Here is a 20451-nt window from a genome sequence, read left to right as displayed (position 1 = left end):
GTGTGGGGAACAATGTTGATGATGGCCACCGCGGCAAGCCTAGGCCCGGAAACGGTTGATGCCTGCAATCCGGTACAACCCATTCCATTCGATGAGTTGCACATGCCCAGTGAGTCAGGTGACTCTCTGGGATACGCAGGGTTGCGTAACGTAGAGGCGCCCCCGCAGTTTCAACAAGCCAGCGTACGTTTGCAAAACCAACGGTGGATATTCTAAATCTGAACAAATGTTGCAAATCCCCCTATGCGCCGTCGCTGTAGGTAAATTCTCTATTGCTGTGTAACAAAAGCAGGCGTGCGGGATGCACCTGCGACACTTGGACGTGTCAACCGCAGTGCATGGTTCGCCGTGAACTGTCGTCGCAGGGATATGAGGGACAGTATCTCTTCGATGTACACCCCGGATCGACACTGTTGATCTGGTCGACACATGGACGTGTCATCCTCTTCAATGGATCACCGGCCAGCCGACGATCACTTCCAATGCGCCAGACATTACGGCTATCGAGTGCGATGCGTCATCGGGTATCGTAGGCAGCATTCAAGGTCCCTGCCGCCGCAAGACGCTTTCTAAACGTGCTTTCTGATGAACCATTAGAATTAGAATCTTGATGAGCACCATGACCTTCTTTCCCTGCCGATATCGTTCTGCCCTCTTCTCGTTGTTGGGCTCAGGCCTGATTTTTACGCTCTGTGTCAGCAGCCTGTCTGTCATGGCGCGGCCCGCCCCTGTCCGTGCGCCTTACATCGATGACAATCATTTATGTCGCGCACAGCCCTTGCCTGCGGTTGTCCAGCACCTTACAGGCGAAGCCTGGAAGCTGGATGCCAAAGGGCGGTCGAGCGTGCTGGAGGAAGGCATGCTGATTGATGAGCAGGAAAGCGTGAAAACCTCCCCATCGGCGTTTGTCAGTCTGCTGCTGGGGGATGGTTCGCGAGTCGTGTTGCCATCCAGTTCTCAAGTTCGATTGAACCTGGTGCAAGAGCAGGCAATTCCCCAGGTGTTCCTGGAGCAGGGTCAGGTTGAGGCGTATGTGCTCAAGCGCGCCAGCGACTATGATCGTTTTCAGATCGTGACTCCGGTGGGTGTGCTTGGGGTGCGTGGCACCCACTTTCGCGTGCGTAACGATGACGAGCAATCAGTTGTCGAGGTGCTCAATGGTCAAGTGGCGGTTAATCGCACAGAACCGCCGACGGCCGGGCGAACAACGAAAAAGCAGCTGCCGGTAGGTCCTGTGGAAGGCGAAGTGAAGGTTGGTGCCCGCCAAGGTGTACTGCTCAAAAAACAGGGCGAGCTCAAGACTGTAGAGTTGCTGGATGCGCCCAGACTGATCGGCCAGGACGGCCAGAAGGGCAATGCGCCGGTCTGGACCCTGTACCTGCGCCCGCAACCGGGTGCCCAGCGTTATCGTGCCCAAGTGGCCACTGATAAAGCGTTTATGAACATCAAGCAGGAAAACTTTTCCAGTGAGCCGCACTTGAGCTTCACTGGATTGAAAGCATCGTTTTATCACGTTCGCGTATCTGCTTTTGATGAACAGGGACTGGAGGGGGAAGCCGGGGTCTATGACATTTTCTATTACCCGCCCGCTACCCGTGTGCAGTAGCGTTGTGGCGACCGGCCGGTGAGGTTTTGGCGCAGGGCTGAAAAGCGCCAGCCGACTCAAGCTCAGCGGCTGTTTTACGGCCTGGTACGGGAGTGGCTGTGCATCAGCCTGCTGCTGCTGCCAATGACAGCATTCCTGTCTCTGAGCCCTGGCCTTGCGCTCAATAATCTGTTGTATGACAGCCTGCGCCGCTTGGCTCCCTTACCGGTTGATCCGCGTATTCTGCTAGTGACCATCGATGACCTCAGCCTCAAGCAGCTGGGTCAGTGGCCTTGGTCACGCCGCCTGCATGCCGACCTGATTGATCAACTGAGCGCCGCTAAACCTGCCGGTATTTTGTTCGATGTGATTTTCAGCGAAGCGGCTCGTGATCCCGCCAGCGATCAACGGCTGGCCCAGGCGCTCTGCAATGCCGGCAATGTGTTGCTGCCGCTGATCCGAGAAGGCACGCCGCGCTACGGTCAACCGGTGGTGCAAATCCTGCCCGTACTGCCCCTTCGCGATTGCGCCAGAGGCGTCGGCCATATCAATGTTGAAGCGGACAGCGACGGCATTGTCCGCAGCCTTTATCTGCGTGAAGGCCCGCCGGGACGAATGACACCTCAATTGGCATGGCTGGCGTTCGAACTGACCGGGCGGCAGGCGGTAATGCCCGGGTTGTCTGCCCCGTCAGACAGGGCCGATTGGCAGCGGGAAAATGCCATTCGGATTCCTTACATCGACACCGACGATGGCTTTCCCAGTGTGCCCTACGTCAGCGTCTTGCGCGGTGAAGTCCCGCCTGAGTTGTTGCGTGATCGCCTGATTCTGGTGGGTGCCACCGCCCCAGGCATGGGGGATCGATACGTCACGCCATTGTCGGCCAGCGTGGGTACCACATCAGGTGTCGAGATCCAGGCCAATATCCTTAATGGCCTGTTGCAAGGGCGCAGCATCACCGTCTTGCCCGTTTGGCTGGCTACGTTGATGGGCACCTCGATGGTTGCGCTGCTATTGGGCCTGCTGCTGTTTCGCCCGCGTTATGCATTGTGGTTGACCCTGGGGTGCATGAGCGCCGCGCTCCTTGGTTCCTGGGGGCTGTTGCGCCTTGGTGGCTGGTGGTCGCCGGGGGCATGCCTGATCGGTTTGCTGCTTGGCTACCTGATCTGGAATTGGCGTCGCCTGAGCGTAATCCTGGCCTATTTCGGCTGGGAGCTGGCACGCCTGGACAGCGAGCCCAACGTGCTGCCGGAACGTCGTCGTGCGCCCGCCAGTAACGGCGATGTGTTGCAGGGGCGGATCTTCGCTCTGGAGCAAGCTGTCAGCCGTACTCGCGACACCCGGCGTTTTATGGCCGATGGCCTGGAGTGTTTGCCGGTGGCCACGCTGATCACAGACCCGAGGGGCGGCATCCTGTTGGCCAACCGCATCGCCCGTGATGTGTTTGGTAGTGAACTGGTTACTGAGAACCTGCTGGAACAGCTCGCCGCGCTGGGCTATCCGCCTTTACTGGACGGCACTCGCCCGCCCCTGTCTGCCCTGGAAATTCTCGAATTTCGTGACACCCAGCAACGCAGCCTGCGCCTGGACCTTGCCCCGCTTCTGCCGGCGGATGGCGATGTGGCCCTGGGCTGGCTGCTGAGCCTGACAGACTTGAGCATTGAGCGTGATGCCCAGCTGCAGCGGGAAACCCTGTTGCGCTTCCTGTCTCACGACCTGCGGGCGCCTCATTCGGCGATTCTTGCGTTGCTGGATGTCCAACGCCATGAATCCCCAGAGGTCGCGCCTGTATTTGTGCAGATAGAACAACAAGTGCGCCGCGCCTTGAACCTGACCGAGTCGTTTGTCCAACTGGCCAAAGCCGAATCCGACGGCTATCAGTTCCAGTCCAGTTTGTTCGCCATGCTGGTGCTCGATGCGTTTGACCAGGTTGCGCTACTGGCCCAGTTGAAAGGCATCCAGTTGGTTCATGACCTGGATGAGGCCGGTGAGGAAATGGTTTGGGCTGATCAATCGCTGCTGACTCGCGCCTTGTTCAATCTGTTGGAGAACGCGATTAAATACAGCCCGTCCGGTACGACCGTCACCTTGAGCCTCGAAAGCACAGGAGAATACTTGGAGTGCCACATCAAGGATCAGGGCCCAGGCATCGCGGCTGAGAATTTACCTGATCTGTTCAGCCAATACCGACGCTTCGCCTCTGCCCAGGGCAGCGAAGGATTGGGGCTGGGCCTGACCATGGTCAAGGCGGTGGTGGATCGTCATGCTGGCCGTATCGGGTGTGAGAGCGTCGTGGGCGAAGGCACTGTGTTCAGGCTGCAACTGCCTCTCTGGAAAGACTAAATAGCAGGCTTTTTACCTGTGCATAAAAAACCGGCCTTAAGGGCCGGTTTTTTACTGCTGAAAAAACTTATGCACTATTTCAGTTGTTTTATGAGCTTGAGAAATATGTAGGTAAATCATCGACCTACAATCAAAAAACTACAATTTTTCAACAAACCGTACACAGCTTATCCACAGAAACTCAAATCACCGTCTGATCTTCTGCAACCGGTAAAGGCGGCAGCGAACCCATGGCTCTTTGTTGTGCTTCATTCCAGGCCGCAGCACGGTCATTGAGCGCGGCAATGGCACGCGGGCCGCTGCCATCGGCGTACATCGGTTCGCCGATCACCACGGTAATGGTGCCCGCGAATTTAGCCCAACCCGTCTTCGGCCAGAACTTGCCGGCATTGTGGGCAATCGGCAGGACCGGCAGGTCAGCGTTGACCGCCAACGCCGTACCACCGCGTGAAAATTTGCCGACCGTACCGAACGGCACGCGAGTACCTTCGGGGAAGATCAGTACCCAAACCCCGTCCTTGAGCAGCTCGTTACCCTTCTTCGCCACGTGTTTGAGCGCGGCCTTGGGGTTGTCGCGGTCGATGGCGATCGGCCGCAGCATAGCCATGGCCCAGCCAAAGAATGGCACGTACAACAGTTCACGCTTGAGCACCTGGCTCAATGGCGAAAAATACGCCGACAGAAAGAAGGTTTCCCAGGTGCTTTGGTGGTTCGACAGAATCACGCAGGGTGTGTCCGGGACATTTTCGGCGCCCTTGATCTCGAAACGAATGTTCAGGAACACCTTGGTCAGCCACAACGCGCAGCGGCACCAAAAAACATTAATGAAACGATAGCGCGCCTTGAATGGCAAAAAAGGCGCGATAAAAAAGCTCAGGGTGCACCAGAGGAAGGAACTGGTGCCCAGCAGCAGGTAAAAGAAGAAGGTTCTGATGGCCTGCAAGATCGACATGGCGGCATTTACCGTTGCGGGCCGAGGCCCGCCTGTTAAAAGCGCGCTCCCGAACAGTCCTTGATCAGGAAGTCAGAAGTGCTGCTAGTTATTGATAAGTTCTGTGGCAACCGCCGCCAGATCGTCAAAAATCAAGGTGCCTACCGGCAGGTTTTTACCCTGGGTCTTTTCGCCTTTTCCGGTTTTTACCAAAACTGGTTGTGAGTCGACGGCTTTGGCCGCCTCCAAGTCACCGAGACTGTCCCCGACGAACCATAGGCCCGTCAACGGCACATTGTAATATTCTGCAATGATTTTCAGCATGCCCGGTTTTGGCTTGCGACAAGCGCAGCCCTCATTCGGCCCGTGTGGGCAGTAAACCACCAGCCCCACTTCACCGCCCTGCTCAGCTACCAATGTGCGCAAACGCGCGTGCATGGCATCGAGGGTGGCAACATCGTAGTAGCCACGGGCGATGCCGGACTGGTTGGTAGCGATTGCCACCGTCCAGCCCGCCTTGCTCAACTGCGCGATGGCCTCGATCGAGCCGGGCAATGGAATCCACTCCTCCACCGACTTGATGTAAGCGTCGGAGTCGTAGTTGATCACCCCGTCACGATCGAGAATCAGCAGTTTCAACATGATCAGCCCAGTACGGAAATGTCAGCGATATTGATAAACAACCCACGCAGACGCGCCAGCATGGCGTAGCGGTTTTTCCGCACGCCCGCATCTTCGGCATTGATCATCACCGCTTCGAAGAACGCATCGACCGGCTCACGCAAGGTGGCCAGGCGCGCCAATGCTTCGGCGTAGTTGCGTTCAGCGATCAGCGGCTTCACCGCGTTTTCCGCCTTGGCGATGGCTGAGTTCAGCGAGAACTCCTTGGCATCGGCGAACAGGCCCGGGTCAACCTCAGCATTGCCGAGGTTGTCGGCCTTGCTCAGCAGGTTCGACACGCGCTTGTTCACGGCGGCCAGTGCATCGGCTTCCGGCAACTTGCGGAAGGCCTGTACGGCTTGCACACGCTGATCGAAGTCCAGCGCCGAACCCGGTTGCAGGGCACGTACCGACAGGTACACCGAAACGTCCACACCTTCGTCTTCGTAACGAGCACGCAGACGATCGAAGACGAACTCCAGCACTTGCTCGGCCAGGCCGGCTTGCTTGACGTTGGCGCCGAACTGGCCGACGGCAAACACCACGGCCTGGGTCAGGTCGAGGTCGAGCTTCTTGTCGATCAGAATCCGCAGCACGCCCAGAGCCGCACGGCGCAGGGCGTACGGGTCTTTGCTGCCGGTAGGCAACATGCCGATGCCAAAGATACCCACCAGGGTGTCCAGCTTGTCGGCGATGGCCACGGCCGCACCAGTCAGGGTGGTCGGCAGTTCAGCACCGGCACCGCGTGGCATGTACTGCTCGTTCAGGGCCAGGGCGACATCTTGCGGCTCGCCGTCATTGAGGGCGTAGTAGTAACCGGCAACACCTTGCATCTCCGGGAACTCGCCGACCATTTCGGTGGCCAGGTCGCACTTGGACAGCAGGCCGGCTCGGGCGGCGAGAGTGGCGTCGCCGCCAACGCGCGGGGCGATGTAGGCCGCCAGCTTGGAAACCCGCACAGCCTTGTCGTAGACGCTGCCCAGTTTTTCCTGAAACACCACGTTTTGCAGGCGCAGGTTGAAGTCTTCCAGCTTCTGCTTCTTGTCTTGTTTGAAGAAGAACTCGGCATCGGTCAGGCGCGGGCGAACGACTTTCTCGTTACCTTCGATGATCTGCTGCGGGTCCTTGCTCTCGATGTTGGCCACGGTAATGAAACGCGGCAGCAACTTGCCGTCGACGTCCAGCAGGCAGAAATACTTCTGGTTGTCCTGCATGGTGGTGATCAGCGCTTCTTGCGGCACGTCGAGGAAACGTTCTTCGAACGAGCACACCAGCGGCACTGGCCACTCAACCAGGGCGGTCACTTCGTCCAGCAGGCTTGGCGGCACAATGGCAGTGCCTTCCTGCAAACGGGCCAGCTCTTCAGTGCGCTTGCTGATCAGCTCGCGGCGCTCATTGGCATCCGCCAGCACATAGGCCGCGCGAAGGTCATTGAGGTAGTTGGCCGGCGCGGTGATGCGCACGCTTTGCGGGTGATGGAAGCGGTGACCACGCGAATCTCGGCCGGCCTTCTGGGCGAGGATGGTGCAATCGACGACCTGGTCACCGAGCAGCATTACCAGCCATTGGGTCGGACGCACGAACTCTTCCTTGCGGGCACCCCAGCGCATGCGCTTGGGAATCGGCAGGTCGTTCAGGGAGTCTTCAACGATGGTCGGCAAGAGGCTTGCGGTCGGCTTGCCCTTGATGACCTGGCTGAAGCGCAGTTTCGGACCGCTCTGGTCGATTTCGCTCAGCTCGACGCCGCACTTCTTGGCAAAACCCAAGGCTGCTTGCGTCGGGTTGCCTTCAGCATCGAAGGCGGCCTGGCGTGGCGGGCCGTCGAGGTTGATGCTGCGATCAGGTTGCTGAGTGGCCAACGCGGTGATCAGGACGGCCAGGCGGCGTGGTGCGGCGTAGACCTTCTTGGCTTCATAACCCAGGCCAGCGGCTTGCAGGCCCTTGTCGATACCGGCCAGGAACGCGTCGGCCAGGGTATTGAGTGCCTTGGGCGGCAGCTCTTCGGTGCCCAGTTCAACCAGGAAATCTTGAGCACTCATTGTGCAGCCTCCAGCTTAGCCAACACTTCATCACGCAGGTCTGGGTGCGCCATCGGGAAGCCGAGCTTGGCGCGAGCCAGCAGGTAGGCTTGGGCGACGGAACGCGCCAGGGCGCGTACACGCAGAATGTATTGCTGGCGCGCGGTAACCGAGATGGCTCGGCGGGCATCCAGCAGGTTGAAGGTGTGGGATGCCTTCAAGACCATCTCATAGCTTGGCAACGGCAGCGGCTGATCCAGTTCGATCAGGCGCTTGGCTTCGCTTTCGTAGAAGTCGAACAGCTCGAACAGTTTCTCGACGTTGGCGTGTTCGAAGTTGTAGGTCGACTGCTCCACTTCGTTCTGGTGGAACACATCGCCATAAGTGACCTTGCCGAACGGACCGTCAGCCCAGACCAGGTCGTAGACCGAATCCACGCCCTGCAGGTACATGGCCAGGCGCTCAAGACCGTAAGTGATCTCGCCGGTCACCGGGTAGCACTCGATGCCGCCCGCTTGCTGGAAGTAGGTGAACTGGGTGACTTCCATGCCGTTGAGCCAGACTTCCCAGCCCAAACCCCAGGCGCCCAGGGTCGGCGATTCCCAGTTGTCTTCGACGAAACGAATGTCGTGGACCAGCGGGTCCAGGCCGACATGTTTCAATGAGCCCAGGTACAACTCCTGGAAATTGTCCGGGTTAGGCTTCAAGACCACCTGGAACTGATAGTAGTGCTGCAGGCGGTTTGGGTTTTCGCCGTAGCGGCCGTCAGTCGGGCGACGACTGGGCTGCACGTAAGCGGCGTTCCAGGTTTCCGGGCCGATGGCCCGCAGGAAGGTAGCGGTGTGGAAAGTGCCGGCGCCTACTTCCATATCATAGGGCTGAAGTACCACACAACCTTGCTCGGCCCAGTATTGCTGGAGGGCGAGGATCAAGTCTTGGAAGGTACGCACGGCTGGCGTAGGCTGGCTCACGAAATTCACCTGTTACTTGGGCTGCGATTTAAAGAGCGGGAGTATACCCGATTCGGCCGCGCCACCATCCCCTGGAGCCTTATGCCACGCTGCTTTTGGTGTTCTGAAGATCCGCTGTACATGGCTTATCACGATCAGGAGTGGGGAACGCCGCTACGCGATGCGCAGGGTTTGTTCGAGTTGCTTTTACTCGAAGGGTTCCAGGCGGGCCTGTCCTGGATCACCGTTTTACGCAAACGCGAGCACTATCGAAAGGTGTTGTTCGCTTTTGATGTACAGCGGGTGGCGCAGATGAGCGATGCAGAAATCGAGGCATTGATGCTTGATCCGGGGATTATCCGCAATCGTCTGAAACTCAATGCCGCCCGGCGCAATGCTGTTGCCTGGCTGGCTTTGGAGGATCCGGTAGGGTTTCTCTGGTCGTTTGTCGGCGGTGTGCCGAGCATCAATCATTTCAAGGATCGCAGCGAAGTGCCGGCCGTCACGCCCATCGCAGAAGCCATGAGTAAAGGCCTGAAAAAAGCCGGCTTCACGTTCGTCGGACCGACCATCTGTTACGCGTTTATGCAGGCCTCGGGTATGGTCATGGACCACACCCTGGACTGTGATCGTTACGCTACCCTCGCCAACGGCGGTTAGAATGGTCGCTTTGCGCACTGCACAACATCAGGAGTGACCTGTGGAAAAGATTAAAGGCGCCTTGCTGGTAGGCGCTCTGAGGGTGTTTGCCTTGCTGCCTTGGCGCGCTGTGCAAACCGTGGGGACGGCCATTGGCTGGATCATGTGGAAAACCCCCAATCGCTCCCGTGACACGGTGCGGATCAACCTGTCCAAATGCTTCCCGGACATGGACCCGGCCGAGCGAGAGCGCCTGGTGGGGCAAAGCCTGATGGACATCGGCAAGTCCCTGACCGAAAGCGCTTGTGCCTGGATCTGGCCGGCCCAGCGCTCCATTGACCTGGTGCGCGAAGTCGAAGGCCTGGAAGTGCTGCACGAAGCGTTGGCTTCCGGCAAAGGCGTGGTGGGCATCACCAGCCACCTGGGCAACTGGGAAGTGTTGAACCACTTCTATTGCAACCAGTGCAAGCCGATCATTTTCTACCGTCCGCCCAAGCTCAAGGCGGTGGATGACTTGCTGCGCAAACAGCGGGTGCAGTTGGGCAACCGGGTGGCGGCGTCCACCAAGGAAGGCATCCTCAGCGTCATCAAGGAAGTGCGCAAAGGTGGCCAGGTGGGTATTCCTGCCGACCCGGAGCCGGCAGAGTCTGCCGGGATCTTCGTGCCGTTCTTCGCCACTCAGGCGCTGACCAGCAAGTTTGTGCCGAACATGCTGGCGGGCGGTAAAGCCGTTGGCGTGTTCCTGCATGCGCTACGGCTGCCGGACGGTTCAGGGTACAAAGTGATTCTCGAAGCGGCGCCAGACGACATGTACAGCACCGACACCGCAACTTCCTGCGCAGCGATGAGCAAGGTGGTGGAGCGGTATGTGAGGGCGTATCCGAGCCAGTACATGTGGAGCATGAAACGCTTCAAGAAACGCCCGCCGGGTGAGGCGCGGTGGTACTGATGTACGGCTGACTCAAGGTTGGCACAAAACAATGTGGGAGCGGGCTTGCTCGCGAAAGCGCAGTGTCAGTCACTGAATGTGTACCTGATACACCGTCTTCGCGAGCAAGCCCGCTCCCACATTGGGTTCCGCTTAAGCCTGACGATCGAGTTTCTTCAGAAACACAGTCATCTCTTTCTCTGCCTGTTTGTCGCCATGGGCCTGCGCGGCTGCAATCCCCTGCTCCCAGGCCAGTCGCGCCGCTGCGCGATCATCCAGTCCCAACTGCGCCTTACCCAACAGCTTCCACGCCGCCGAATACTTTGGATCAAACGCCACGCACTGCTGTAAATGCTCGGCCGCCTTGGCATTGTCTTTCAGGTCCAGATAACCCTTGCCCAACCCAAAGCGCAGCAGCGAGTTATCCACACCCTTGGCGAGCATTTTTTCCAGGGATTCGAGCATATCGGTCACTCCGGTTGATCAGAAAAAGCTCAGTCCCACGTGGAACAGCTTCTCCACATCGCGGATATGTTTTTTATCCACAAGGAACAGAATCACGTGGTCGCCGGTAGCGATCACCGTGTCGTCGTGAGCGATGATCACCTCTTCATCACGGATGATCGCGCCGATGGTGGTCCCAGGCGGCAAGCCAATGTCGCGGATCGCCTTACCGATCACCTTGCTCGACTTCGAGTCGCCGTGGGCAATCGCCTCGATGGCTTCCGCTGCGCCCCGGCGCAACGAGTGAACGCTGACGATATCGCCGCGCCGCACGTGGGCCAACAAGGTGCCGATGGTTGCCAGTTGCGGGCTTATGGCAATGTCGATATCGCCGCCCTGGATCAGATCGACATAGGCCGGGTTGTTGATGATGGTCATCACCTTCTTCGCCCCCAGCCGTTTAGCCAGCAAGGACGACATGATGTTGGCTTCATCATCGTTGGTCAGGGCCAGGAAGAGGTCGGCGTCGGCGATGTTTTCTTCCAGCAGCAGGTCGCGGTCCGATGCACTGCCTTGCAGTACCACGGTGCTGTCGAGGGTGTCGGACAAGTACCGGCAGCGCGCCGGGTTCGTCTCGATGATCTTCACCTGGTAGCGGCTTTCGATGGCTTCGGCCAAACGTTCGCCGATCTGCCCGCCACCGGCGATGACGATGCGTTTGTAGCTCTCATCAAGCCGGCGCATTTCGCTCATTACCGCACGAATATTTGCCTTGGCGGCGATGAAGAACACTTCGTCGTCAGCCTCGATCACTGTGTCGCCCTGGGGCAGAATCGGCCGGTCGCGACGGAAAATTGCCGCCACCCGCGTCTCGACATTTGGCATGTGCTCGCGCAGCTGGCGCAGTTGCTGACCCACCAGCGGCCCGCCGTAGTAGGCCTTGACCGCCACCAGCTGCGCCTTGCCTTCGGCAAAGTCGATCACTTGCAGGGCGCCGGGATGTTCGATCAGGCGCTTGATGTAATGGGTGACCACCTGTTCCGGGCTGATCAGTACGTCTACCGGAATCGCGTCGTTGTCGAACAGGCCGGCGCGGGTCAGGTAGGCCGCTTCCCGCACCCGGGCGATTTTGGTCGGGGTGTGGAACAGGGTGTGGGCGACCTGGCAGGCGACCATATTGGTTTCGTCGCTGTTGGTCACGGCCACCAGCATGTCGGCGTCGTCGGCGCCGGCCTGGCGTAGCACCGTCGGGAACGAGGCGCGGCCCTGCACGGTGCGGATATCGAGGCGGTCGCCCAGATCACGCAGGCGCTCGCCGTCGGTGTCGACCACGGTAATGTCGTTGGCTTCACTGGCCAAATGCTCGGCCAGCGTGCCGCCGACCTGCCCTGCGCCGAGGATGATGATTTTCATCCGGTCACTCCTTTAAAACTATTTCAGCCGCGTGCGGCGGCAATCTTGATCAGTTTGGCGTAGTAGAAGCCGTCGTGGCCGCCCTCTTGGGCCAGTAGCTGGCGGCCATGAGGCTGCTTGATCCCAGCCTGGATGTCGAGGTCCAACTCCCGCGCGCCGCTGGTGCGAGCGAGGAAGGCTTCGATCACTTCGGTGTTCTCGGTGGGCAGGGTGGAGCAGGTGGCGTAGAGCAAGATGCCGCCCACTTCCAGGGTTGGCCACAGGGCATCGAGCAACTCACCTTGCAATACGGCCAGGGCGGCGATGTCTTCGGGCTGGCGGGTCAGCTTGATATCCGGGTGGCGGCGAATCACCCCGGTGGCCGAACACGGTGCATCCAGCAGGATGCGCTGGAACGGCTTGCCGTCCCACCAAGTGGCGGTGTCGCGGCCGTCGGCGGCGATCAGTTCGGCGCTCAGGCCAAGGCGCGCAAGGTTTTCCCGCACCCGTACCAGGCGCTTGGCTTCCAGGTCCACCGCCACTACGCCGGCCAGGCCAGGCTCGACTTCCATGATGTGGCAAGTCTTGCCACCCGGTGCGCAGCAGGCGTCCAGAACCCGTTGACCAGGCGCCAGGTCCAGGAGGCCTGCGGCCAGTTGTGCGGCTTCGTCTTGCACGCTGATCCAGCCCTCGGCGAAGCCTGGCAGATTACGCACATCGCCAGGTTCAGTAAGGACGATACCGTCCTGGCTGTAGACGCAGGCGGTGGCGGCAATGCCTGCCTCGCTCAGTAATGCAAGGTAAGCGTCGCGGCTTTTATGGCGCCGATTGACCCGCAAAATCATCGGAGGATGAGCATTGTTGGCGGCGCAGATGGCCTCCCATTGCTCAGGCCAGAAGGCTTTCAGGGATTTTTGCAGCCAGCGCGGGTGGGCGGTGCGCACCACCGGGTCATGTTCCAGCTCGGCCAGCAGCGCTTCGCTTTCCCGTTGGGCGCGGCGCAGCACGGCGTTGAGCAGGGCCTTGGCCCAGGTTTTTTTCAGTTTGTCGGCGCAACCGACGGTTTCACCGATGGCGGCGTGGGGTGGCACTCGGGTGTAAAGCAGTTGATAGAGGCCAACCAGCAGCAGCGCCTCGACATCGGCATCCGCAGCCTTGAACGGCTTTTGCAGCAACTTGGCCGCTAACGCCGACAATCGCGGCTGCCAGCGAGCGGTACCGAAGGCCAGGTCCTGGGTGAAGCCGCGATCACGGTCTTCGACTTTATCCAGCTGGATCGGCAACGAACTGTTGAGGGAAGCCTTGCCGTTGAGCACGGCGGCCAGGGCCTTGGCGGCGGCCAGACGCGGGTTCATTGGGCGTCCACCGCAAGGCCCAGGACGATGCCGGCTGCAAATTTCTCACGACGGCTGTTGAACAAATCGCTGAAGTTCAGCGCCTTGCCACCGGGCAATTGCAGACGGGTCAGACACAGCGCCTGCTCGCCGCAGGCCACCAGCAGGCCGTCTTTGCTGGCGCCAATGATTTCGCCCGGCGTGCCCTTGCCTTCGGCCAGGGTAGAGGCGAGGACTTTCAAGGCTTCGCCATTGAGGGTGCTGTGGCAAACCGGCCATGGGTTGAAGGCGCGAACCAGGCGCTCCAACTCCACTGCCGGGAGGCTCCAGTCGATGCGGGCTTCGTCCTTGTTCAGTTTGTGGGCGTAGGTGGCGAGGCTATCGTCCTGCACTTGGCCCTCCAACATGCCCGCTGCCAAACCGGCGATGGCCTGGACGACGGCCGCAGGGCCCATCTCGGCCAGGCGGTCGTGGAGGCTGCCACCGGTGTCTTCATTGCTGATCGGCGTGGTGACTTTCAGCAGCATCGGCCCAGTGTCCAGGCCCGCTTCCATGCGCATCACGGTCACGCCGCTCTCGGCATCACCGGCTTGCACCGCGCGCTGGATGGGCGCCGCTCCACGCCAGCGCGGCAGCAGCGAAGCATGGCTGTTGATGCAACCCAAGCGAGGGATATCCAGCACCACTTGCGGCAGGATCAAACCGTAGGCCACCACCACCAGCAAATCCGGTTTCAGTGCAGCCAATTCGGCCTGGGCGTCGGCGTTACGCAGGGTTGGCGGTTGCAGCACGACGATGTTGTTCTCAAGTGCCAGTTGCTTGACCGGGCTGGGCATCAGTTTTTGCCCGCGACCGGCCGGGCGATCCGGTTGGGTGTACACCGCCACGATCTCATAGGGGCTGGCGAGCAGGGCCTTGAGGTGTTCGGCGGCGAATTCGGGGGTGCCGGCAAAAACGATGCGCAGTGGCTCGGTCATGGGAAACATCTCACAAAAGAAAAAGGCTTGCCGCAGCAAGCCTTTGAAAGAGGGGAATCAAGCTTGCTGGCGATGCTTCTTTTCCAGCTTCTTCTTGATCCGGTCGCGTTTAAGCGTGGACAGGTAATCGACGAACAGTTTGCCGTTGAGGTGATCGCACTCATGCTGGATACACACCGCCAGCAGGCCTTCGGCAATCAGCTCGAACGGCTTGCCGTTAGGGTCCAGGGCCTTGATCTTGACGCGCTGCGGACGATCGACGTTCTCGTAGAAGTCAGGCACCGACAGGCAGCCTTCCTGGTACTGGCCCATTTCGTCGGTCAGGGTTTCGAACTCTGGGTTGATAAACACCATCGGTTCGCTGCGATCTTCGGACAGGTCCATAACCACGACGCGCAGGTGCACGTTGACCTGGGTCGCGGCGAGGCCGATGCCCGGAGCTTCATACATTGTTTCAAACATGTCATCGACCAACTGACGAACTTCGTCGTCCACTACGGCCACCGGTTTGGCGATAGTGCGCAGGCGCGAGTCCGGGAATTCGAGGATGTTCAAAATAGCCATAAGCGTAATTGCTGCACATGTGAGGTAAAGGCAAGTCGGCACCGGGATGGACCCAGGTTGCCGGTGTAAACGCTGCAAAGCCGCGAAGGCCCTAGCGTTTCACGCGAACGTACATAATAAAGGAGATTCACCCCATGAGGAAATCGCTACTCGTCTTGCTGGTGTGGGCACAGGCCGTCACGGCCAATATACAGGCCCCGTCCATCGGTAATTACCCACAACACCCGCAACCGCTGGGCAGCGAGACGCTGAAAGCTATCCAGCGTTTTTTACTGCATGACCGCATCCTCGATACGTCGCAGGAGTTGGACAGCGCGCCTTACATTGTCGGGGCGCAGGCCGGGCGTGTGCTGGGCGCCAACGGCGAACGCATTTATGCCCGGGGCGCCCTGGACCCTGCGCAGCCCAGCTATGGCATCTTCCGCCAGGGCAAGGTCTTTACCGATCCCGACAGCCAGGAGCTGCTGGGGATCAACGCTGACGATATCGGCACTGCCCGCGTGGTGATGGTGGGTGATGTCACCACCCTGGCTGTGCAACGGGTCACCCAGGAGGTACGACCGGGGGATCGTCTGCTCAGCACTCAACTACCCGAAGTTATGTCTAATTTGCTGGCTTACGCGCCTACTCACGCCATTGCAGGACAAATTATCGATGTTCCCCGTGGCGTCACGCAGATTGGGGTGTTTGATACGGTCATTCTGAACAAGGGGCGTCGCGACGGTCTGGCGCAAGGTCATTTGCTGGCCGTGACGAAAACCGGAGAAACCGTCCGTGACAGGGTTACAGGCACACCGGTGAAGATTCCCGACGAGCGCGTCGGGACTCTTCTGGTGTTTCGCACCTATGAAAAGCTCAGTTACGGCTTGGTCCTCAGCGCGTCGCGCTCACTGGCTGTGATGGACCGATTTCAGAGTCCTGGCGCGGTGCAATAATTAGTCTGCTAAATAAGTTACCAACAGAGTTATCCACAGCTTGTTCATGATCAAGGATGATCAAATGTTACCGACGAATAACCGCGAAGTTTCACCGGCAGAACTGGAAGCTCGACTACGCTTGCACAGGCTGCCGGAACTGGGCCCCAGGGGTTTTCGAAAACTCATCGAGGCGTTTGGTTCGGCATCAAAAGCCATCAGTGCACCGGCCAGTGCCTGGCGCTCCCTGGGCCTCAAGGCGGCTAGCGCCGATGCTCGGCGCAGCGAGGAAGTGCGTGACGGCGCCAGCGCGGCATTGACCTGGCTAGAGCGTCCGGCCCAGCATTTGCTGATGTGGGACCATCCCGACTACCCGGCGCTGCTCGCAGAATTGGATGACGCGCCACCGCTATTATTCGTCGCCGGCGACCCGGGCATTCTGGAAAAGCCACAGCTGGCGATGGTCGGCAGCCGCCGTGCCTCCAGGCCAGGAATGGACACCGCCGCCGCGTTTTCCCGCAGCCTGGCGAGTGCCGGTTTTGTCATTACCAGTGGCCTTGCCCTGGGCATCGACGGCGCCGCTCACCAGGCGGCTTTGGATGTTGGGGGGCATACAATCGGCGTGCTGGGCACCGGGCTGGAAAATTTTTATCCACAGCGCCACCGACGCTTGGCCGAGGCGATGATTGCCCAAGGCAGTGCCGTGGTTTCCGAATTTCCGTTGGACGCTCCGCCCCAGGCCGGTAACTTTCCACGGCGCAACCGGATTATCAGTGGCCTGTCCCTTGGTGTGCTGGTGGTGGAGGCCGGGATGGCCAGCGGTTCGCTGATCACCGCACGGTTGGCGGCGGAGCAAGGGCGCGAAGTGTATGCGATTCCCGGTTCTATCCATCATCCGGGGGCCAAGGGCTGCCATCAGTTGATTCGTGATGGTGCAACACTGGTGGAAACCGTCGAACATATCCTTGAAGGCCTGCGCGGCTGGCAAGCACTGTCACGCCCGGCGCCGATCCCTGTTGTTCACCCGCTGGTGGCGCTGCTGCACGCCGCGCCCCACACCAGCGAAGCCTTGGCGATTGCCAGCGGCCTGGCCTTGTCCCGGGTGCTGGCAACCCTTACGGAACTGGAGCTGGAAGGCCGGGTGATCTGCGAAAGCGGTCGCTGGCTTGCGCGCAGTTAGGTTTTGTAACGAAGATCGGTAAACTGCGCAGAGCTTTAGTCCGGAGAGTGAGCAATGGTCAACAGGTGGCGTGTGCAAGAAGCCGCACGAGAAATTCGCGCAGGCGCGGTGATTGCCTATCCAACCGAGGCGGTGTGGGGCCTGGGCTGCGACCCATGGAACGAGGAGGCTGTGGATCGTTTGCTGGCGATCAAAGGCCGGTCTGTGGATAAGGGCCTGATCCTGATTGCCGACAATATCCGGCAGTTCGATTTTCTCTTCGAGGACTTCCCGGACCTGTGGATAGACCGCATGGCCAGCACCTGGCCGGGGCCCAATACCTGGTTGGTGCCTCATCAGGACTTGTTGCCCGAGTGGATTACCGGTGTGCATGACACGGTGGCGTTGCGGGTTAGCGATCATCCGCTGGTGCGGGATTTGTGTTCGCTGGTGGGGCCGTTGATCTCCACCTCGGCCAACCCTCAGGGCCGCCCGGCGGCGCGCACGCGGATTCGCGTGGAGCAGTATTTCCGTGGGCAGGTGGATGTGGTGTTGGGCGGTAACTTGGGAGGGCGCAAGAATCCGAGCCTGATCCGCGACCTGGCGAGTGGTGAGGTGGTGCGGCCTTCGTAAGACCGAGTTGCGGCCATCGCGGGCAAGCCCGCGCTGGCCGCAATGAGGCCCTCATAGGCCCCAGAGACCTAAATCCTTACGGCAACAAAATCGTCGACCCCGTAGTACGCCGCGCCGATAACTCCGTCTGGGCCTTCGCCGCTTCGGCCAGCGAATAGCGCTGGTTGATATCAATGCGCACCTTGCCGCTCTTGATCATCGAAAACAGATCATCGGCCATGGCCTGCAAATCCTTGGGATTGCTGGCGTAGGTCGCCAGGGTCGGCCGGGTTACGTACAGCGAGCCCTTGGCTGCGAGAATCCCCAGGTTGACCCCGTCTACCGCGCCCGATGCATTGCCGAAACTCACCACCAAACCCCGTGGCGCCACACTGTCCAGGGACGTCAGCCAGGTGTCTTTGCCGACACCGTCGTACACCACTGGGCATTTCTTGCCGTCGGTTAACTCCAGCACTCGCTGTGCGACGTTTTCCTTGCTGTAGTCGATGGTTTCCCAGGCACCGAGGGATTTGGCCAGGGCGGCTTTTTCCGGCGAACTGACGGTTCCGATCAGCTTCACGCCCAGGGCTTTGGCCCATTGGCAGGCCAGGGAGCCGACGCCGCCAGCAGCGGCGTGGAACAGAATGGTTTCGCCACCTTTCAAGTCATAGGTCTGGCGTAGCAGGTACTGCACGGTCAGGCCCTTGAGCATGGCGCCGGCGGCCTGTTCGAAGCTGATGTCGTCCGGCAGATGAATAAGGTTGGCGGCAGGCAGCACGTGCAATTCGCTATAGGCGCCCAACGGACCGCTGCCATAGGCCACACGATCGCCGACCTTGAACTGAGTGACTTCGTTGCCGACCGCATCGACCACCCCGGCGCCTTCCGCGCCCAGGCCCGATGGCAAGGCTGGTGGCACATAGAGGCCGCTGCGCAAATACGTGTCGATAAAGTTCAGGCCAATGGCCTTGTTGCTCACACGAACTTGCAGCGGGCCGGGTTCTGCCGGGGTGTAGTCGACATACTCAAGTACTTCGGGGCCGCCATGGGCACTGAACTGGATACGTTTGGCCATCTGCACTGTCCTCTAGTCGGTTTCGCGAAGGCCTATCGGACTCCTAAGCTTGAACTTCGTCAACTGTGGCTGTTCCCGGTGGGGTGGTATCCTGTGTGCCCATTTGCCGCCGACGCCCCACGGCTTCGAGTAGCTTTGCCCGATTCAAGGTGATGCCATGACTACCCGCACCGAGGCTGTTAAAGCCTACCTGCTCGACCTGCAAGACCGCATTTGCAGCGCCCTGGAAACCTTCGAGGCCGACACTCGCTTTATCGAAGACACCTGGACCCGGCCTGCCGGCGGCGGCGGTCGCACGCGAGTGATCGAGAACGGTTCGGTGATCGAAAAAGGCGGCGTAAACTTTTCCCACGTATTTGGCGCCAACCTCCCACCGTCCGCCAGCGCCCATCGCCCGGAACTGGCCGGTCGTGGATTTGAAGCCCTGGGCGTGTCCCTGGTGATCCATCCTCACAACCCTCATGTGCCGACGTCCCACGCCAATGTGCGGTTTTTTATCGCCGAAAAAGAAGGTGAAGACGCCGTGTGGTGGTTCGGTGGCGGCTTCGACCTGACGCCTTACTACGGTAACGAAGAAGATTGCATCCACTGGCACCGGGTTGCCGAACAGGCCTGTGCGCCATTCGGGCCGGACGTGTATTCGCGCTACAAGGCCTGGTGCGACAGCTATTTCCACATCAAGCACCGCAACGAACCCCGAGGCATCGGTGGTTTGTTCTTCGATGATTTGAACGAGTGGGACTTCGACACCAGCTTCGCCTTCATGCGCGCCATCGGCGATGCCTACATCGACGCTTACCTGCCCATCGTCCAGCGTCGCCAGACCCTGGCCTATACCGAGCAGCAGCGTGAATTCCAGGAGTTTCGCCGCGGGCGCTACGTTGAATTCAATCTGGTGTATGACCGTGGCACCCTGTTTGGCCTGCAATCGGGCGGGCGTACCGAGTCGATCCTGATGTCCCTGCCGCCGCAAGTGCGCTGGAGCTATGACTGGAAAGCCGCGCCGGGCAGCATCGAGGCGCGTTTGACCGATTACTTCCTGCAAGACCGCGATTGGTTGGGCATTGCTGCGCCCAAGGCAGCGATCTGATGGATCGCTACGTTGTGTTTGGTAACCCCATCGGCCACAGCAAGTCGCCGCTGATCCATCGTCTGTTTGCCCAACAGACCGGCGAGCAACTGGACTACAGCACCTTGCTGGCGCCGCTGGACGACTTTACCGGCAGCGCCAAGGCATTTTTTCTTGAGGGCCGTGGCGCCAACGTCACTGTGCCGTTCAAGGAACAAGCCTATCGCCTGGCCAACACCCTGACCGAACGTGCCCTGCGTGCCGGAGCGGTGAATACCCTGAGCAAGTTGGCCGATGGCAGCCTGCTGGGAGACAACACCGATGGCGCCGGGCTGGTGCGAGACCTGACAGTCAATGCCGGGTTCAGCCTGCAAGGCAAACGCATACTGCTGCTTGGCGCGGGCGGAGCGGTGCGCGGAGCGCTGGAGCCATTGCTGGCGCAGCAGCCGGCGTCGCTGATCATCGCCAACCGCACTGTGGAAAAGGCCGAATTGCTGGCTGGACTGTTCGACGACCTTGGTCCGGTTTCCGCGAGTGGTTTTGACTGGTTGCGCGAATCCGTGGACCTGATCATCAACGCCACGTCCGCCAGCCTGTCAGGGGATGTGCCGCCGATTGCCAGCAGCTTGATCGAACCCGGTAAGACTTTTTGCTACGACATGATGTACGCCAAGGAACCTACCGCGTTCTGCCGCTGGGCCAGTGAAAACGGCGCAGCGGTAGCGATGGATGGTTTAGGCATGCTGGTGGAACAGGCGGCGGAAGCCTTCTTGCTGTGGCGCGGCGTGCGGCCGGATTCGGCACCGGTGCTGGCTGAGTTGCGCCGGCAGTTGGCCCTTTTGTAGGAACTAGGCGTC

19 protein-coding genes are annotated in these 20451 nt (G+C 59.9%); 9 read left to right on the top strand and 10 right to left on the bottom strand.

Annotated features, from left to right (window positions below; genetic code table 11):
- The first annotated feature begins 610 nt into the window (after nt 1-610).
- Together ACZRKZ_RS19570 and ACZRKZ_RS19565 are read left to right on the top strand one after the other, a co-directional pair.
- The gene (locus ACZRKZ_RS19570; RefSeq protein WP_463982478.1) at nt 611-1606 is read left to right on the top strand and encodes a FecR family protein; all 996 of its coding nucleotides are present in this window, start codon (nt 611-613) and stop codon (nt 1604-1606) included.
- An 18-nt stretch (nt 1607-1624) separates the two neighbouring features.
- Entirely contained in the window at nt 1625-3928 is a 2304-nt protein-coding gene (locus ACZRKZ_RS19565) for a CHASE2 domain-containing protein (protein WP_463982477.1), read from the top strand.
- A 181-nt stretch (nt 3929-4109) separates the two neighbouring features.
- Here the strand turns inward: ACZRKZ_RS19565 and ACZRKZ_RS19560 are convergent, their stop codons facing one another.
- The 4 genes from ACZRKZ_RS19560 to glyQ all read right to left on the bottom strand — a co-directional run bounded on the left by ACZRKZ_RS19560 (nt 4110) and on the right by glyQ (nt 8508).
- A complete protein-coding gene (locus ACZRKZ_RS19560; protein ID WP_463982476.1) occupies nt 4110-4880 on the bottom strand; it encodes a lysophospholipid acyltransferase family protein in 771 nt (256 codons plus the stop codon).
- Nucleotides 4881-4964: 84 nt separating this feature from the next.
- Nucleotides 4965-5504: a D-glycero-beta-D-manno-heptose 1,7-bisphosphate 7-phosphatase gene (gmhB, locus tag ACZRKZ_RS19555; RefSeq protein WP_463982519.1), complete on the bottom strand. Its 540-nt coding sequence runs from the start codon at nt 5502-5504 to the stop codon at nt 4965-4967.
- Entirely contained in the window at nt 5504-7558 is a 2055-nt protein-coding gene (gene glyS / locus ACZRKZ_RS19550) for a glycine--tRNA ligase subunit beta (protein WP_463982475.1), read from the bottom strand. The genes gmhB and glyS overlap by 1 nt, the downstream gene beginning before the upstream one ends.
- Nucleotides 7555-8508, bottom strand: a complete 954-nt coding sequence (gene glyQ, locus ACZRKZ_RS19545; protein WP_133100625.1) for a glycine--tRNA ligase subunit alpha — start codon at nt 8506-8508, stop codon at nt 7555-7557. The genes glyS and glyQ overlap by 4 nt, the downstream gene beginning before the upstream one ends.
- Nucleotides 8509-8589: 81 nt before the next feature.
- Between glyQ and ACZRKZ_RS19540 the strand changes: the two genes are divergently transcribed.
- Nucleotides 8590-9147 (top strand): DNA-3-methyladenine glycosylase I, encoded by a 558-nt coding sequence (locus ACZRKZ_RS19540; RefSeq protein ID WP_463967506.1) that lies wholly within the window; start codon nt 8590-8592, stop codon nt 9145-9147.
- 40 nt (nt 9148-9187) lie between these two features.
- Nucleotides 9188-10075 carry a lysophospholipid acyltransferase gene (locus tag ACZRKZ_RS19535; RefSeq protein ID WP_463967505.1) on the top strand — a complete coding sequence of 296 codons (888 nt, stop codon included), beginning with the start codon at nt 9188-9190 and terminating at the stop codon, nt 10073-10075.
- A gap of 132 nt (nt 10076-10207) precedes the next feature.
- On the opposite strand, the gene ACZRKZ_RS19530 is transcribed toward ACZRKZ_RS19535, so the two are convergent.
- Genes ACZRKZ_RS19530 through def form a run of 5 tightly spaced genes read right to left on the bottom strand, consistent with a single transcriptional unit; the run spans nt 10208 to nt 14765 of the window.
- Nucleotides 10208-10519: a hypothetical protein gene (locus tag ACZRKZ_RS19530; protein ID WP_463967504.1), complete on the bottom strand. Its 312-nt coding sequence runs from the start codon at nt 10517-10519 to the stop codon at nt 10208-10210.
- Nucleotides 10520-10537: 18 nt separating this feature from the next.
- Nucleotides 10538-11911 (bottom strand): Trk system potassium transporter TrkA, encoded by a 1374-nt coding sequence (trkA, locus tag ACZRKZ_RS19525; RefSeq protein WP_463967503.1) that lies wholly within the window; start codon nt 11909-11911, stop codon nt 10538-10540.
- A gap of 23 nt (nt 11912-11934) precedes the next feature.
- A complete protein-coding gene (gene rsmB / locus ACZRKZ_RS19520; RefSeq protein ID WP_463967502.1) occupies nt 11935-13245 on the bottom strand; it encodes a 16S rRNA (cytosine(967)-C(5))-methyltransferase RsmB in 1311 nt (436 codons plus the stop codon).
- The gene (gene fmt, locus ACZRKZ_RS19515) at nt 13242-14201 is read right to left on the bottom strand and encodes a methionyl-tRNA formyltransferase (protein ID WP_463967501.1); all 960 of its coding nucleotides are present in this window, start codon (nt 14199-14201) and stop codon (nt 13242-13244) included. Before fmt ends, rsmB begins: the two co-directional genes overlap by 4 nt.
- 57 nt (nt 14202-14258) lie before the next feature.
- Nucleotides 14259-14765, bottom strand: a complete 507-nt coding sequence (def, locus tag ACZRKZ_RS19510; RefSeq protein WP_149412811.1) for a peptide deformylase — start codon at nt 14763-14765, stop codon at nt 14259-14261.
- A gap of 134 nt (nt 14766-14899) precedes the next feature.
- Here def and ACZRKZ_RS19505 point away from each other — a divergent pair, with 134 nt between their 5' ends.
- From ACZRKZ_RS19505 to tsaC, 3 genes are all read left to right on the top strand, one after another.
- Nucleotides 14900-15700 (top strand): peptidoglycan-binding protein, encoded by an 801-nt coding sequence (locus ACZRKZ_RS19505; RefSeq protein WP_463982474.1) that lies wholly within the window; start codon nt 14900-14902, stop codon nt 15698-15700.
- A gap of 64 nt (nt 15701-15764) precedes the next feature.
- Nucleotides 15765-16859, top strand: coding sequence for a DNA-processing protein DprA (dprA, locus tag ACZRKZ_RS19500; protein ID WP_463982473.1), 1095 nt, complete (start codon nt 15765-15767; stop codon nt 16857-16859).
- Nucleotides 16860-16913: 54 nt separating this feature from the next.
- A complete protein-coding gene (gene tsaC / locus ACZRKZ_RS19495; protein ID WP_463967498.1) occupies nt 16914-17471 on the top strand; it encodes an L-threonylcarbamoyladenylate synthase type 1 TsaC in 558 nt (185 codons plus the stop codon).
- A 76-nt stretch (nt 17472-17547) separates the two neighbouring features.
- Here tsaC and ACZRKZ_RS19490 read toward each other — a convergent pair whose 3' ends face one another.
- Nucleotides 17548-18525 (bottom strand): NADPH:quinone reductase, encoded by a 978-nt coding sequence (locus tag ACZRKZ_RS19490; RefSeq protein WP_463982472.1) that lies wholly within the window; start codon nt 18523-18525, stop codon nt 17548-17550.
- Nucleotides 18526-18682: 157 nt separating this feature from the next.
- Between ACZRKZ_RS19490 and hemF the strand changes: the two genes are divergently transcribed.
- Nucleotides 18683-19615, top strand: coding sequence for an oxygen-dependent coproporphyrinogen oxidase (gene hemF, locus ACZRKZ_RS19485; RefSeq protein WP_463982471.1), 933 nt, complete (start codon nt 18683-18685; stop codon nt 19613-19615).
- Entirely contained in the window at nt 19615-20439 is an 825-nt protein-coding gene (gene aroE, locus ACZRKZ_RS19480; protein ID WP_463982470.1) for a shikimate dehydrogenase, read from the top strand. The genes hemF and aroE overlap by 1 nt, the downstream gene beginning before the upstream one ends.
- Nucleotides 20440-20451 lie beyond the last annotated feature (12 nt).

This window comes from Pseudomonas sp. c313 (assembly GCF_055407145.1).
Note: the sequence above shows the minus strand (reverse complement) of the source record. Positions and strands in the feature narration are given on the sequence as shown.